12 protein-coding genes and 2 pseudogenes are annotated in these 14,411 nt (G+C 73.2%); 5 read left to right on the top strand and 9 right to left on the bottom strand.

The genetic code is table 11. The annotated features are described in order from the left end of the window. The first annotated feature begins 38 nt into the window (after window positions 1-38). Window positions 39-1,661 (top strand): alpha/beta hydrolase, encoded by a 1,623-nt coding sequence (locus ACFYXM_RS04815; RefSeq protein WP_389286877.1) that lies wholly within the window; start codon window positions 39-41, stop codon window positions 1,659-1,661. A 152-nt stretch (window positions 1,662-1,813) separates the two neighbouring features. Further along, window positions 1,814-2,116 (top strand): annotated as a pseudogene (locus ACFYXM_RS04810) (alpha/beta hydrolase); the annotation flags it as partial. 167 nt (window positions 2,117-2,283) lie between these two features. Here the strand turns inward: ACFYXM_RS04810 and moeZ are convergent. The 9 genes and pseudogenes from moeZ to ACFYXM_RS04765 form a co-directional block, all read right to left on the bottom strand. Continuing rightward, on the bottom strand, window positions 2,284-3,462 hold the full coding sequence (gene moeZ, locus ACFYXM_RS04805; RefSeq protein ID WP_389286875.1) for an adenylyltransferase/sulfurtransferase MoeZ: 1,179 nt from the start codon (window positions 3,460-3,462) through the stop codon (window positions 2,284-2,286). A gap of 85 nt (window positions 3,463-3,547) precedes the next feature. Then, on the bottom strand, window positions 3,548-4,468 hold the full coding sequence (locus ACFYXM_RS04800) for a spherulation-specific family 4 protein (protein WP_389286873.1): 921 nt from the start codon (window positions 4,466-4,468) through the stop codon (window positions 3,548-3,550). After that, complete coding sequence (locus ACFYXM_RS04795; protein ID WP_362019967.1) at window positions 4,456-5,421, bottom strand: NAD-dependent epimerase/dehydratase family protein; 966 nt, start codon at window positions 5,419-5,421, stop codon at window positions 4,456-4,458. The genes ACFYXM_RS04800 and ACFYXM_RS04795 overlap by 13 nt, the downstream gene beginning before the upstream one ends. Window positions 5,422-5,622: 201 nt before the next feature. Further along, window positions 5,623-7,272, bottom strand: coding sequence for a hypothetical protein (locus tag ACFYXM_RS04790; protein ID WP_389286871.1), 1,650 nt, complete (start codon window positions 7,270-7,272; stop codon window positions 5,623-5,625). Next, entirely contained in the window at window positions 7,265-9,157 is a 1,893-nt protein-coding gene (locus tag ACFYXM_RS04785) for a glycosyltransferase (RefSeq protein ID WP_389286869.1), read from the bottom strand. Before ACFYXM_RS04785 ends, ACFYXM_RS04790 begins: the two co-directional genes overlap by 8 nt. Before the next feature lie 298 nt (window positions 9,158-9,455). Next, a pseudogene (locus ACFYXM_RS04780) lies at window positions 9,456-9,779 on the bottom strand (ABC transporter substrate-binding protein); the annotation flags it as partial. Between the two features lie 279 nt (window positions 9,780-10,058). Beyond that, the gene (locus tag ACFYXM_RS04775) at window positions 10,059-10,154 is read right to left on the bottom strand and encodes an Ms4533A family Cys-rich leader peptide (RefSeq protein WP_389286867.1); all 96 of its coding nucleotides are present in this window, start codon (window positions 10,152-10,154) and stop codon (window positions 10,059-10,061) included. Window positions 10,155-10,317: 163 nt separating this feature from the next. After that, window positions 10,318-11,637: a DUF3152 domain-containing protein gene (locus ACFYXM_RS04770; RefSeq protein WP_389286866.1), complete on the bottom strand. Its 1,320-nt coding sequence runs from the start codon at window positions 11,635-11,637 to the stop codon at window positions 10,318-10,320. 8 nt (window positions 11,638-11,645) lie between these two features. Next, on the bottom strand, window positions 11,646-12,605 hold the full coding sequence (locus tag ACFYXM_RS04765) for an alpha/beta fold hydrolase (RefSeq protein ID WP_389286864.1): 960 nt from the start codon (window positions 12,603-12,605) through the stop codon (window positions 11,646-11,648). A 289-nt stretch (window positions 12,606-12,894) separates the two neighbouring features. Here ACFYXM_RS04765 and ACFYXM_RS04760 point away from each other — a divergent pair, with 289 nt between their 5' ends. The 3 genes from ACFYXM_RS04760 to ACFYXM_RS04750 all read left to right on the top strand — a co-directional run bounded on the left by ACFYXM_RS04760 (window position 12,895) and on the right by ACFYXM_RS04750 (window position 14,325). Beyond that, on the top strand, window positions 12,895-13,110 hold the full coding sequence (locus tag ACFYXM_RS04760; RefSeq protein ID WP_073781815.1) for a hypothetical protein: 216 nt from the start codon (window positions 12,895-12,897) through the stop codon (window positions 13,108-13,110). A 168-nt stretch (window positions 13,111-13,278) separates the two neighbouring features. Beyond that, window positions 13,279-13,920: a TetR/AcrR family transcriptional regulator gene (locus ACFYXM_RS04755; protein WP_073781814.1), complete on the top strand. Its 642-nt coding sequence runs from the start codon at window positions 13,279-13,281 to the stop codon at window positions 13,918-13,920. A 177-nt stretch (window positions 13,921-14,097) separates the two neighbouring features. Further along, window positions 14,098-14,325 carry a DUF3107 domain-containing protein gene (locus tag ACFYXM_RS04750; RefSeq protein ID WP_389286862.1) on the top strand — a complete coding sequence of 76 codons (228 nt, stop codon included), beginning with the start codon at window positions 14,098-14,100 and terminating at the stop codon, window positions 14,323-14,325. The last annotated feature ends 86 nt before the right edge of the window (window positions 14,326-14,411 follow it).

Here is a 14,411-nt window from a genome sequence, read left to right as displayed (position 1 = left end):
CCGTGCACGGGTCCCGCCCCCGCCGCACGATGGGCAGCATGAGGACCTCCCCCGCCCTGCGCACCGCCGCTCTCGCCGCCGCGGCCACCGTCGTCCTGCCCCTCGCACTCGTCGCCTGCTCGGAGAACGGTGACGACAGCGGCCGGGACGGGCCCGGGAACAGCTCCCCGTTCGCGGCGAACGCCGCCGAGGCGAGCAGCGGCCCCGGCGGGCTCGGGTCCCAGAAGCTGACGTGGAAGCCGTGCCCCGCCCCGTCCGCGGCGCAGGGCGGCGGGCAGGCCCCGGCCCCGCTGCCCGACGGCACCCGCTGGGAATGCGCCTCCATGAAGGCGCCGCTCGACTACGCCAGGCCCGACGGCGGGGCGATCGGCCTGGCACTCATCCGGGCCAGGTCCAAGACCGAGGACCCGGCCCGGCGCATCGGCTCGCTCGTCTTCAACTTCGGTGGCCCCGGCGCCTCCGGTGTCGCCGCCCTGCCCGCCTTCGGCACCACGTACGAGAAGCTCCGCGCCCGCTACGACCTGGTCAGCTTCGACCCGCGCGGGGTCGGCCGCAGCGCCGGGGTGTTGTGCGAGAGCGACCGGCAGCTCGACGCACGCTACGCGACCGACGGCACCCCGGACACCAGCGCCGAGGTCAACACCTTCATCAAGGACACCAAGACGTTCGCCGCGGCCTGCCACAAGAAATCCGGCAGAGAACTCCCCTACGTCGGCACCACCGAAGCCGCCCGCGACATGGACCTGATGCGCCAGGTGCTCGGCGACAGGAAGCTCCACTACTTCGGCATGTCCTACGGCACCGAACTGGGCGGCGTCTACGCCCACCTGTTCCCCAAGAACGTCGGCCGGGCGGTGCTGGACGCGGTGGTCGACCCGACCCTGGACGCCGAGCAGTCCTCGCTCGGCCAGGCCAAGGGGTTCCAGCTCGCGCTGGACAGCTTCACCAAGGACTGCGCGGCCCGCGGGGACGCCTGCAAGCTGCCCGGTTCCAACGCGAAGGAGATCGAGCAGGGGATCGGCGACCTGCTCGACCGGCTGGAGAGGAAGCCCGTCCCGGGGCTCGGCTCCCGGCAGCTCACCCAGACCCTGGCCACCACCGGCATCGCGGCGTCCCTCTACTCCAAGGCCACCTGGCCCCTGCTGGAGCAGGGCGTGGACGAGGCCGACGGCGGGGACGGCGGGCTGCTCCTCGCCCTCGCCGACTCGCTGAACGGCCGCTCCCAGGACGGCCGTTACGACAACTCGACGTCCGCCAACACCGCCATCAGCTGCGCCGACTCCAAGGAGCGGTTCACGGTCGACCAGGTGAAATCGAGACTCCCGTCGTTCCGGGCCGCCTCGCCGATCTTCGGCGACTACCTGGGCTGGGGCCTGATGGGCTGCACCGGCTGGCCGGTGGCGGGCGCCTGGAAGACCCCGGACGTCAGCGCCCCGGGCGCGCCCCCCATCCTCGTCATCGGCAACACCGGCGACCCCGCCACCCCGTACCAGGGCGCGAAGGCGATGGCCGACGCTCTGGGCAAGGGCGTCGGCGTGCAGATGACGTACGAGGGACAGGGGCACGGCGCGTACAACAGCAACAACGCCTGTGTGCAGAAGGCCGTCGGCGACTATCTGCTGAACGGCAGGGTGCCCGCCGCCGGGACCGTCTGCAAGTAGCAGTCCACCGTCTCCCGGCCCGGTCCTCCGTCGCCCGACCTCCGCCCGCCGCCGTGCGTCCTCCCGTCCACCGTCGCCCGGCCCGGTCCTCCGTCGCCCGGCCCCCGTCCGCCGTCATACGTCCTCCCGTCGTCCGAGCGCTGCCGTCGAACGTCCTGGCGTGGGACACCGCCGGCTGGTGCGCGCGGTGGCCGGTGGCGGGCGAGCACGACCACCCGGAGGTGAGCGCTCCGGGCGCCGCCCCGGTGCTGGTCGTCGGTACGACCGGTGACCCGGCCACGCCCTACGAGGGCGCGCGGAAGATGGCGGACGCGCTGGGCAAGGACGTCGGTGTCCTGGTCACCAACAAGGGCGAGGGGCACGGCTCGTACGGCAGGAGCGCGTGCGTGACATCGACCGTGGACGCGTACTTCCTCGACGGGAAGGTCCCGGCGGACGGCACGACCTGCTCCTGACGCGGCAGCGGGGTACGGAATGAGCCCCGGGTGCGGGGGTACGGGGCACCACAGGACCGCCGGGTACGCGGAAGGGGCCGATCCACGACATGCGGACGGCCCCTCCGAAGCGTTCGGCTTCGTGCCTCGCGCTTGGTGCTTGGTGCTTGGTGCTTGGTGCTTGGTGCTCAGTACACCGGCTTCTCGGGCTCGATCTGGTTGACCCAGCCGATCACGCCGCCGCCCACGTGCACCGCGTCGGCGAAGCCCGCCGACTTGAGGACCGCGAGGACCTCGGCGCTGCGGACACCCGTCTTGCAGTGCAGGACGATGCGCTTGTCCTGCGGGAGGTCCTGGAGGGCATTGCCCATCAGGAACTCGTTCTTCGGGATCAGCCGGGCGCCCGGGATCGAGACGATCTCGAACTCGTTGGGCTCGCGGACATCGATGATCTCGATCTTCTCGTCCGCGTCGATCCACTCCTTGAGCTGCTTGGGAGTGATCGTGGAACCGGCCGCCGCCTCCTGGGCCTCCTCCGACACGACGCCGCAGAACGCCTCGTAGTCGATGAGCTCGGTGACGGTGGGGTTCTTGCCGCAGACCGCGCAGTCGGGGTCCTTGCGGACCTTGACCTGGCGGTACTGCATCTCCAGGGCGTCGTAGATCATCAACCGGCCGACCAGCGGGTCACCGATGCCGGCGAGCAGCTTGATGGCCTCCGTGACCTGGATGGAACCGACCGAGGCACAGAGCACCCCGAGCACACCGCCCTCTGCGCAGGAGGGGACCATGCCCGGCGGGGGCGGCTCCGGGTAGAGGCAGCGGTAGCAGGGGCCGTGCTCTGACCAGAACACGGACGCCTGGCCGTCGAACCGGTAGATCGAGCCCCAGATGTACGGCTTGTTCAGCAGCACCGCCGCGTCGTTGACCAGATAGCGGGTGGCGAAGTTGTCCGTGCCGTCCACGATCAGGTCGTACTGCGCGAAGATCTCCAGCACGTTGTCGGCCTCGAGCCGCCCCTCGTGCAGCACCACGTTCACGTACGGGTTGATGCCGAGGACCGAGTCCCTGGCGGACTCGGCCTTGGGACGGCCGATGTCGGACTGGCTGTGGATGATCTGGCGCTGCAGGTTCGACTCGTCGACCTCGTCGAACTCCACGATGCCGAGCGTGCCGACACCGGCGGCGGCCAGGTACATCAGGGCCGGGGAACCGAGACCGCCGGCCCCGACGCACAGCACCTTCGCGTTCTTCAGCCGCTTCTGCCCGGCCATCCCGACATCCGGGATGATCAGGTGGCGGGAGTACCTGCGGACCTCGTCGACGGTGAGCTCAGCAGCTGGCTCGACCAGGGGTGGCAGCGACACAGGGACCTCAACAATGCAGGTGGTCGGTTTCTACGTACTTCATCTGCGTACGGTTGCTCTTCCCGTAACACTGCCACGCCCTTTCTCATTCCGAGTCACCCGGTCCGATCCGCGAGACGATTTCGTCCCAGTAACTGGGCAGCACCGCAAATGGGTCGTTCTGTCCGTGTTGACCGTCTCGGTCCGTGAAAAAGATGGTGCCCGCGCCCTGCCAGCGCGCGATGCGCATGGCCTCGTCGAGGTGGGTGCGCGGAACACCATGCACGAAATGCGCGAACCGCTCGGGCGGGTAGTCGGCGGTCCACTCCGCCACCTGGGACCAGCGGTAGTCCGTCCACGGCCCGGAGAAGGTCACCAACTGGTCGGCGGCCTCGGCGTAGCCGGGGTGCGGATGCGTGCCGACGCCCAGCACCAGCGGCCCGCCGCCTCGGCCGTACGCGCCGTGCCCGGTGCCTCCACCGCCCCCGGCGCCTTCGCCGTGCGTCCCGTCGCCGGGCCCGCCGCTTCCCGTCCCGTCGCCGGACCCGCTGTGCGTGCCGTGTTCGAGGAGGGTGGCGAGGGTGCTGGTGAGGCGGCGGACGGCCGGGAGTTCGGCCCGCTCGGACGGGCACCGGCCGAGGTAGAAGCCGTCGACGCGGTACCAGCTCAGGAAGGACTGTGCGTCGGCCATCAGGTCCCCGAAGGGGCGGCTGCCGAAGGCCAGGTCGAGGTGGCCGAGCAGCCGCCCGCCCGCCGCCCGTACGGAGTCGTGCGGGGCGTCGCCGTGCAGCGCGCGCTCCCGCGCGTTGCGCAGCCGGCCCGCCGCCTCCAGGCAGTGCGGATCGGGCCGGGCGCCGGGGCCGTCGTCGATGTTGAGGACGGCCCAGTGCAGCGGGGTGCCGGGGCGGGTGAGTTCGGCCCACTCCGTGGGGGCGAGCAGCGGGTGCGCGTACCCGGGTACGCCGAAGCCGAGCGGTGTGGCACCACCGGTCCTGCGGGCGGTCCCGACCGAGGTCAGATACGGCACGCCGCCTCCATCCAGATGTCGGCGAGCGACTCCTCCAGATTGATCCGGGGGCGCCAGCCGAGCCGGTCCCTGGCGGTGCGGACGTCGGCCTGCTGCCAGGCGCCGCAGCCGTCCGGATAGGGGGACGGGGTCGCCGAGAGGTGCTCGATGAGCGACTCGCTGGAGGTGCGCGGGGCGCCGATGGGCAGCCGGGGCGGGGGCGCGTCCAGTTCGTGGAGCGCGCCGCCGTATCCGGCGACCCTGGCCAGGACGGCGGCGGCGTCCCGGAGGCGCACGGCACGGCCGGTACCGATGTTGACGACCCCCTGCGCGGCGGAGAGCGAGGCGGCGTGCACGGCGCGCGCGACATCGCGCACGTCGACGAAGTCGCGCTGCACGCCGAGGCCGCTGAGCTTCAGTTCACCATCGCCGGACTGCATGGCCCGGCGCATCGCCTCGGCGAGCCTGCCGAGCGGGGAACCGGCCGGGGTACCGGGACCGACCGGGGAGAAGACTCGCAGCACGACCGCGTCGAGGCCGGAGCCGAGGACGAGTTCGGTGGCGGCGAGCTTGCTGACACCGTACGGGCCGCCGGGGCGCGGGAGCGCGTCCTCCGCGGTCGACGAACCGGGCTGCGAGGGCCCGTACTCCGAGGCGCAGCCGAGCTGGACGAGCCGGGCCGTACAGCCACTGCGTCGCATCGCCTCGCAGACGGTGGCGACGGCGACGGTGTTGTGCCGGGTCAGGTCGCGCGCTCCGCCGCGGGTGGCACCGGCGCAGTTGACGACGACCCCGGGGTGGACGGCGTCCAGGAAGCGGGTCAGCGCGCCGGGACTGCCGGTGGCGAGGTCGAACCGTACATCGGCGTCGTCGCCGCGGCCCAGCGCCGTGAGGTGTACGGCGGGATCGGCGAGCAGCCGGTCGGCGACGAACCGGCCGAGGAATCCGTTGGCTCCGAGCAGCAGCACCCTCATCGTGCGCCCCCTCGGTGCCGACGGCCGGCTGCCGGTGCGGGGGTTTGGGGGGTCATGTCCGGTGTCTCCTTCAGGAAGTGGAACGGGTTGGGGCGCGGGACCCGCGGCGTCGGCTCCGCGGGGCATGCGCGTGGTCCAGTGGTTCGTATGTGGGGGGGTGGTTCGTGGGCCGGCGCCGCGGGAGCGGGCCGGGAGCTTCGGTTACGCGATGGACCGGGCCGCGCCACCGCCGGGCCCATCGGTCGCGCGGGCCCCATCGGTGGTTCGGGCCGGGTCGTCCGGCCGGTCCGCGACATGAGCCGAGTCGTCCGGTCGCGCCATGGCATGCGTGGTGCCCATGGCTTCCGTGGCGTCCTGCCGGTCGATGGCATGGGCGGAGGCCCGGGGAAGGACGACGGCGGCGGTGATCAGCAGCGCGAGCGCGGCCGTGCCACAGGCGAGGGCGGGTACGGCCCCGGTGCCGGCGGTGGCGACCAGGACGTCGACGGGGCGCGCGAGGGCGTGCAGACCGGGCAGCCGCCCGGTCATGACCAGGGCGGGCGCCAGGAGCTCGACGGCGCAGGCGGCGGCCAGTGCGGCCGTCGCGGGTTCGGGGTGGCCGTGCACGGTCAGCAGCCGGGCCGCCAGGAGCAGCGCCCCGAGCGCGGCCGCCCCGGCGAACGCGCCGCCGCCGAACCCCAGGGACGCGAGGTGGAGCAGTGCGGCGAGAACGCAGAGGTGGAGCGCAACGGCGCCGAACAGCAGGGGGCGCACGCCCGCGGAGAACTGCGTCCGCGTCCGGCTGACGGCGAGGGCCCGGTGCGCGCGTGCGGAGAAGAGGTGCGCACACCAGGCGGCCGGGGCGACGGAGAGGGCCAGCCCCGCCAGGGGTGCCGGGGTGAGCGTCCACGGGCCTTCCGGGCCGCCGCTGAGCACCTGGTGGAGCAGGGCGTCGCCGTACAGGGCGAAGCCGACCAGCCAGCAGCCGTACACACGGGCGGCGGCCGTGGACCCGCCCGCCACGCGCAGGGGGCCGACGCGCAGGGCGAGAGCGAGACCGATGACCACGAGGAGCGTTCCGGCGAGGCCGATCGCGAGCCGCCCCCGGCCGTCGAGCGCCCCCTCGGTCAGCCTCAGCGCGCCGAGCATGGCCACGCAGACGACGCCGGGCACGAGCGCACGGAGCGTCCAGGCAGCACGCGTCGCGATGTCGCGCGCCGGCGCGCGGCGCACGGTCGCGGGCTCCGCCGCAACGGCGGGCACCCGGGCGAAGAGTTCCTCGGCGAGCGAGAAGACGTCCCGGTGCCGGTAGCGGGCGGCGACCCGGTCGGTCACGCCATGGGTTTCGAGCCCCGCAGCGATCTCCAACGGGTCCACGGCCCTTTGGCACAGCGCCCGGTGGCGGTGCATCAACGCCTTCACCGGGTCGGCGGAACCTCCGACCGGATCGGCGGAGCCCCGGCGCACAACGGCGTGCTGGGGCGCCGGGACGGAGTGGGCGATCTCCGGGGCGCGCGACGCGTCGGCCCCGACTCCCACGGTGTGCCGACCGGTCGTCCGTGACGCGGAGGCGGCGACTCGTAACGGGGCAGCGCCGCCTCGCTCGGCTTCTGGCACAAGCCCGGCAGTCGCCTCCCCCGAGCGGAGGTCCCGGCTTCCGCCCGTGGCGGACCCCGCGCCGGAGCCGGTGGAGGATCCAGCGGCGGACCCGATGGCGGATGCGGCGGCTGCGCCGGACACCTCGATCGGGTCGATCGGGCGGCTCATCGTCTCTCCTCCGTGCTCGTCGCCCACTGCGGCGTCCCGCGCCGACCCGCCGCCGCGGATCTGCCCGCCGCCGAGGTTCTGCCGGTCCGTTCCTCGTTCACGCATCGCCCTCACCCGCTCCCCGTGCTCCCGCGCGGACGGTCCGGGGCCCGAGGGCCCAGCCGGGCGTACGGTCGACGGGCTCCGCGTGGAGGGCACCCGAGGCCGTCCACGGGCCCAGGACATGCGCCTCGGGCGGGGTGGCGAACGGGCGCGGCCGGCCGTCGGCGGCCACCGTCTCGTCCTCCCTGCGCCCCGGGACGCGCGAGATCAGCTCCAGGTAGATGCCTCGAAACGCGGCGAGATTCTGTTCGACGGTGAAGAGTTCGAGCGCCCTCGCGCGCGCCGCCGCACCGAGCCGTGCACGGCGCTCGGGGTCGCGCATCAGCGCGAGACAGGCGTCGGCGAGCGCCTTGGGGTTGCGCGGGGGCACGACCAGTCCTGTGCCGCCGACGACTTCGACCACCGCGCCGACGTCCGTCGACACCGTGGCCCGTCCGCAGAACATCGCCTCGACGAGGGTGTCGGGGAAGTGCTCGACGATGCTGGACAGGACGACGACCCCGCCGGCGGCGTAGGCGTCCACGACATCCGGCACCTCGGCCCCGCCGAGTTCGTGGAAGGAGACCGGGCCGTCGTGGAAGGAGACCGGGCCGTCGTCGACGGCGCGCGCGTCCGCCGCCTCGTCCGGGAAGAGCCGGGCGGCCAGCGCCCGGCACCGCGCGAGATGGTCGGCGCCCTCCGGTCCCGGCGCCGCTGCGCCGGTGATCCGCAACCGGGCGCCCGGCTCGGCCTTCCGTACCTCCGCGAAGGCGTGCAGCAACGTCACCAGGTCCTTGGCGGGTTCGACGTGGCCGACCCAGACGAGCGTGTCGCCGGGACCGCCGTCACCGCTCTCCCCCAGCGTCGCGAACCGGGCGGGGTCCAGACCGGGGTGGACGGTGCGCAGCTTCTCGCGCCCGGCACCGCATCGCTCCTGCCAGCGTCGGGCGTGGGTGTCACCGGGGGTGATGAGTGCGGCCTGCCGGTACACCTCGGCGGCGAACCGTCGATGGAAGCCCGCGAGCACGGCGCGCACCGGCGCGCTCAGGGGTGTTCGGGCTGTGGCGAGGTAGTGCGCCCGCAGCCGCGCGTCGTGTTCGGTGACCAGCAGGGGCACGCCGAAGAAGCGCTTGGCCAGCAGTCCCGGGAGCGCCGTGACACCACCGGACGCGGCGTGGCAGAGGTCGACCGCGCCGAGGCCCAGATCGTCGTACCAGTCGAGCGAGAGGGGGCGCAGCAGTTCCTCGATCTCGTGGGCGAGGTCGAGGAGGTCGGCGACGACGGCGGCCCGGACGGTGCCCCCGCTGCCCGGGGCACGGCAGGCGGCTTCGAGTACGCGCAGCGCCGTTTCGGAGCGGAGGGCCGCGGGCAGACCGCCGTGTTCGCGGGCCAGTTCGGCGAGCCCGTACAGCCCTTCGGCGAAGCCCTCGTCCATGGCGCCGGCGTACGCGTGCGCGCATCCGTCAGCGCCCGCTCCCGCGCTCGCAGCCCCAGGGCTGCTCGTCCCGCCCGGCGCTCCCGTCGCACCGCCGAGCGCGCGCTCCTCGCCGTCCAGCGCGCGCACCGCGCAGATCGAGGTGGCGAGCGCCGTGAAGTGCGCCGCGAAGCGCCGCCGTTCGCGCCGTCCGTACGCGCGTCCGCGCCGACCCGTCGTCATCCGGCTGACCAGCGAGCCCGGGGTACGCCTGCCCAGGGCGTACTCGTCGGGCGTCCAGAGCTGGGCCGTCCGTACCTGTCGGACGTTCGCCGGGAACGGCTCCCTGGCCCATTCCTCCTGGTCGGCCGCGCGGTTGAGCACGAAGAGAGCGAATTCGTGCGGAGCGAGCCCGCGCACCAGGCGGTCGCACCAGAGCCCGGACTCACCAGCCGCGCATGGACAACCACCGTCGGTGAGGAATCCGATTCGCACGAGCGCACCCCCGATCTCTCTTGCGGACGGCCTCCGTCGGCACGTCGACTCACAGCGGCACGACCGTAAGGGGATACGCCGGTGGCGCGACGGACGGTTGTCCGTCGCACCACCGAAAGGGGTGAACCGTCGTAACTTTCCTGGCCCAGCGACGTTCCGTTGCGCTAAGGTACCGAACGGTCACATACCGTCAGGCTGCGGCCAGCTCCTTGCGTGCTGCGCGCCGCACCGCCGCGAGCGCCGGATCGAGCGCGGGCACGGCCGCCAGGAGCTGCTTGGTGCATGGGTCCCGCGGGGCCGAGGGCGTGCCGAGGCCGGTCGCCAGGCCGGGCACGACCTTCGCACCGGCTGCGCCGTCCTCCCGGTTGCGGGTGGCAAGGGTGCGGAAGACCAGGGACGGGACATTGCCGCCGTCGGAGGTGCAGAGCCGGGCGGGGTCGAAGTCGGACGGGGGCCTGCTGTCGAGGACGGTGAGCGTGCCGCCCTTCCGCGGCTTGCCCGGCGCGCCCGAGCGGCCGCCGTCGGCCTTGCTGTCCTCGGGGCCGCAGGCCGCGGCGCCCGCGACCACGGCGAGTACGCCGGCCGCTGCCACGCGGCGCGACATGACGGACGGTTGACGCACCGGAAGGTGACCTCTCGGAAGGGCTGCCGGGAAAGAAGGACGGTGGACGTCCGTGCGGCGGCGACGAGAAGCGGGCGCGCACGACCGGTGCGCGGGAGCGGAGCGCACAGGGGGATGCGCGGCGCGCATGCACACAGCTGGTCGGTACAGGGAAAATGACCGGAATCATATGGTCGTCGCCGCGCCCACGGACGGGTACGCCCGGCCGCGGTGGTCAGGAAACGTCGTCCGGGCCGGTTCGGGGCTCGGCCGGAAGGCCGACGCGCACGCGGGCTGCCGTCAGCCGCAGAGGATGCCGGCGACGCTGTGCCCGGTCACACCGATGAGCGCCGGCTCGATGGCAGCGCGCTCGGAGGCGACGGAGCTGCGTGGCATGCCGAGAAACACGGATCACCGCCCAGGTGAAGAAAACTGAGACAGCGATCTCACCATGTGGATGACCGGAGGGCGTGACGGCGCCCTCGCCACCGCTCGTCCGCGGGATCCGGTCCGATCGGGCGGAGGATCCGACGCGCCCGCCGCCCTCCACCCACGTGCCTCAACTGCCGGGATGCGCCCAGGCATTGGGGCGGCACTCGATGCCGTCGATGTCCAGGGACTTGGTCTGCTGCTGCATCACCGGAGCGAGCGCTCCCGGCGTGCGGCAACTCACATGGTTGTGTCCCAGCCGGTGGCCGACCTCATGGTTGATCAGCATCTGGCGGTACGCGAAGAGTTCGTCCGGTCCGAACGTCACCGAGCCCTGCGCCCAGCGGTAGGCGTTGATCATCACGCGTTCGGTCGCCGCGGAGTCGCAGGAGACGTTGTCCTCGGTCGTGTCCAGGCCCGACTTGAGGCACCAGTCCGCGGTGGTGCCGGGGCTGGCCAGGGTGATCACGAAGTCGGGGTCGCCGGAGGAGATCCGCTCGAACGTCATCGCGCCGTCGTGCGCCCAGCTGCGGTCGTCGTTGAGCGTCTCCTGGACGGCCCGGGCGAAGAGGTCCGGGTCGAGGCCGAGCCCCTGCTCGACATCGATCCGGTAGCGGTATGTGTGCCCCGTCCCCGGGGCCTTCGCCGCCCCGGGGACGGTGTCGAACTTCCCCGAGCCCCGGAGCTTCGCGGCCAGCGGGTACGCCCTGGCCATCTTCTGCTCGTACGTCAGGGGCTCGACCCGGGGCGCCGTCGGGGTCGGCCGGTCGTCCGAGCGGGAAGCGTCACGGGTGTCGTCCCGGTCTGCGCCCGCCGACCGCGCGGTGTTGCTCGCGCCCGCGTCGCCCTGGGCGACCTGCCCGGCCACGACCACCGCGAGGACGGTGGTGACGGCGGCGGCCGCGATACCGGTGAGAGTACGGCTCTTGCTCCCCCGGCCCTCCTTGCCCTCCTCGGCCTGCCCGGTGCCGCCGCCGGAGCCCTCGGCCCCTCGACCGGCCGCCGGTCCGCCGTCGCCGCGCGGCGGGGTGTCGAACGCCTCGACGAACTCGCGGCGCGGTCCCGGTATCAGCGACTTGGTCCCCGCGGGCCGGGCACTCGGGGGCGCCCCCTGCGCCCGACCGGCCTTCTCCGCCCGGTCCGTCGTCCGCGCCTGCCCCATCGGCCTACGTGGTGCGGGGCGCTCGCCGTCGACGGGGCGTCCGGCCCCCGGCCCGGCCCCCCAACCGCCGCCCGGTTCCCGGTGTTCGGGGTGACCGCCGCGGACGTGCGCGGCCTGCTGGAACGAGACGTGGCCCTCGGTGCCGGCGGTCGCGCCGGTGGGCCTGCGACGCCGCCCGCTGCCGGGCCCGGGCCGCACCCCTTCCGGGCCCTCCTCCGTCGCCTTCGCGAGAGCGACGTCGGTGTCGGGGCCCGCGCGTTCGGGGCCCTTTCGGCTGTGTCGTCCCACGCCGCGGATCAGCTCCCGCCGAGTTCGTCGAGCAGTACCCGGAACGCCTGGGCCACCGCCTCCGGGTACTCCATCATCGCCACGTGCCCGGCCTCGGGCAGCGTCAGCAGCCGCGCGTCACGGAAGGCCGCGGACGCCCGGCGTGCCATCCGGTACGAGACGAGCTGGTCCCGTCCGCCGTACACGAGCTGGGTCGGAGCGAGTACCCGCTCGGCCTGACGCCACAGCCCGTGCTGCCCGCCCAGCGTGTACGCATCGACAATGCCACGTGCCGAGCGAGCCATCGCGTCCCAGAAGTACGGCTGCCCCAGGCGGTGCTCCATTTCGGCCACCGCGTCGCGGAAGCCGGCCTCGGACACGCGCGCCGGGTCGCCGTAGCAGAGCGCCATGACGCCCCGGGTGCGGTCCTCCGCGCTCCAGTCCCTGGTCATCCGGGCGAACAGCGTCGCGATGCCCGGCACGGCGAGCAGCCCCGTGGGGAGGGCCGTGCGCTGCACCCGTATCTCGGGGAGCGCGGGCGAGATGAGGGTGAGCGTGCGCACCAGGTCGGGGCGGACGGCGGCGACCCGGGTGGCCACGGAGCCGCCGAGCGAATTGCCGAACAGGTGCACCGGCCCGCGCTCCATCGCGTCGAGAAGACGGATCACGGCGCGGGCGTGCCCGGTGACCGAGTAGTTGCCGTCGTCCGGCGGCGGCGAGTCGCCGAAACCGGGCAGGTCGAGCGCCTCGCCCGCCACCACGTCCTGGAGCAGCGGCATCAGCGCCGACCAGTTCCGCGAGGAACCCCCGAGCCCGTGCACGAAGAGCGCGGGCGGCAGTCCGGTCCGCTCCGGTGGCCGGGAACGGACGGTGAGGGTCAGTCCGGGCAGCGTGACGGAGCGCAGCTCCTCCCCTTCCGCGGCCCCGACGGCGCTCACGGTGGGGGCCACCGCGGCGGCGCTCGCGCCCGGGAGCTCGGTCGAAGACATGCGGCAATGTTACGAGACGATCACACCCTGGTTCATGTGTTCGCCGTCACAGACCACACGGCGTCTTCCGCGGACGGCCCACGCCCCGCCACCCGGTCCCGGCAGTCCTGGACGGGGCATCGGACGCGGCGTCCCCGTGTCCGGTTCGAGGCGCACCGGGCCGGGGAAACGCTCGCATACTGGATGTATCCGGGCGTTCCGACAGCATGGCGAGGCGGCCCGGCCGCGTCGCGCACCCACCGGCGAGTACGGGACGCACCTGCGACTCCGAGCGAGGAAGGGACTGGCCATGACGGTCGACCCCAGCGACCCCGAGACCTTCGAGGACGTCCAGCCCGACGAACCCGACCAGGAGACGCCCCGCGCGGACGCGGCCGAACAGCGGGCCGACCTCCAGCAGCGGCGCGACGAACCGCTCACGGAGATCGACCGGGAGCGCGCGAACGTGGCGGACGCGGTGGAACAGGCCCGTGTGGTGGCACAGGATGAGGACGATTACCGCTAGTACGTCCCGCTTCGCCCGGCTGATCGGGAAATCCCCGGCTACCGCAGTCGTCCGGTACATGAAATTCTGCGTCCGCGCCGCGCGTGCCCGGGTTACCCGAAAGTACGATGGCTGTACGGCGCAACGTGCACGGAAATGCCGTGTCCGATCACGATTTTGGGAGGCGGCGTGACAGCCATCGAGCAGACCGAGGCGGCGCGTCCACGAGGCACACGGCTGCCTCGCCGCGCCCGACGCAACCAGCTGCTGGGCGCCGCGCAGGAAGTGTTCGTGGCGCAGGGGTACCACTCCGCCGCGATGGACGACATCGCGGAGCGCGCCGGGGTCAGCAAGCCGGTGCTCTACCAGCACTTCCCGGGCAAGCTGGAGCTCTATCTGGCGCTGCTCGACCAGCACTGCGAGTCGCTGCTCCAGGCGGTCCGTACGGCGCTGGCGTCGACGACCGACAACAAGCAGCGCGTGGCAGCGACGATGGACGCGTACTTCGCGTACGTCGAGGACGAGGGCGGGGCCTTCCGGCTGGTCTTCGAGTCGGACCTGACCAACGAGCCCGCGGTGCGCGAGCGCGTGGAGCGGGTCTCCCTGCAGTGCGCCGAGGCGATCTCCGACGTCATCGCGGGGGACACGGGTCTGTCCAAGGACGAGTCCATGCTGCTCGCGGTCGGTCTGGGCGGGGTCTCCCAGGTGGTGGCCCGCTACTGGCTCTCCAGCCAGTCGTCCATTCCGCGCGACACGGCGGTGCAGCTGCTGACGTCGCTGGCCTGGCGCGGCATCGCGGGCTTCCCGCTGCACGGCATCGATCAGCACTGACCGCTCCCGGCCGCACGCCCGGAGGTCCGCCGGGCGTCCGGCCCGTGCACCGTGCCCGGCGCGCGTGTTCGCTGCGGGCGTGGCCCACCGGCCCCTGAAGGCTCCCCTCACCGGGCTAATCTGTGCTGGTACGGCGCGGCTCACCGCGCAGGAACCGACCGTCGGAGGGACATAGCCGTGGAGGTCAAGATCGGGGTGCAGCACTCGCCCCGGGAGATCGTTCTGGAGAGCGGGCTTTCCGCCGAAGAGGTCGAGAGCGCGGTCGGCGAGGCTCTCGCCGGCAAGGCGCGGCTGCTCAGCCTCACGGACGAGAAGGGCCGGAAGGTCCTGGTGCCGGCCGACCGGATCGCCTATGTGGAGATCGGCGAGCCCAGCACGCGTCGCGTGGGCTTCGGCGCGCGGTAGGCCACGCGCCCGACGGGGCGGTCGTGGGGGCGGGGGGGGGGGGGCGGGGGGGGCGCCGGGCGGCAGCCATGACGCGGCGCCCAAGC

Origin of the sequence: Streptomyces sp. NPDC002476, from assembly GCF_042889785.1 — a bacterium.
In the GTDB taxonomy this organism is placed as follows: Bacteria; Actinomycetota; Actinomycetes; order Streptomycetales; family Streptomycetaceae; genus Streptomyces.
The sequence above is the reverse complement of the archived record's forward strand: the minus strand, read 5'-3'. Positions and strand labels throughout refer to the sequence as shown.

Coding starts and splice junctions, on each gene's coding strand:
- ACFYXM_RS04815 (WP_389286877.1), top strand. CDS start 39: ATGAGGACCTCCCCCGCCCTGCGCACCGCCGCTCTCGCCGCCGCGGCC.
- ACFYXM_RS04795 (WP_362019967.1), bottom strand. CDS start 5,421: ATGAGGGTGCTGCTGCTCGGAGCCAACGGATTCCTCGGCCGGTTCGTC.
- ACFYXM_RS04790 (WP_389286871.1), bottom strand. CDS start 7,272: ATGCGTGAACGAGGAACGGACCGGCAGAACCTCGGCGGCGGGCAGATC.
- ACFYXM_RS04775 (WP_389286867.1), bottom strand. CDS start 10,154: ATGCCACGCAGCTCCGTCGCCTCCGAGCGCGCTGCCATCGAGCCGGCG.
- ACFYXM_RS04765 (WP_389286864.1), bottom strand. CDS start 12,605: ATGTCTTCGACCGAGCTCCCGGGCGCGAGCGCCGCCGCGGTGGCCCCC.
- ACFYXM_RS04760 (WP_073781815.1), top strand. CDS start 12,895: ATGACGGTCGACCCCAGCGACCCCGAGACCTTCGAGGACGTCCAGCCC.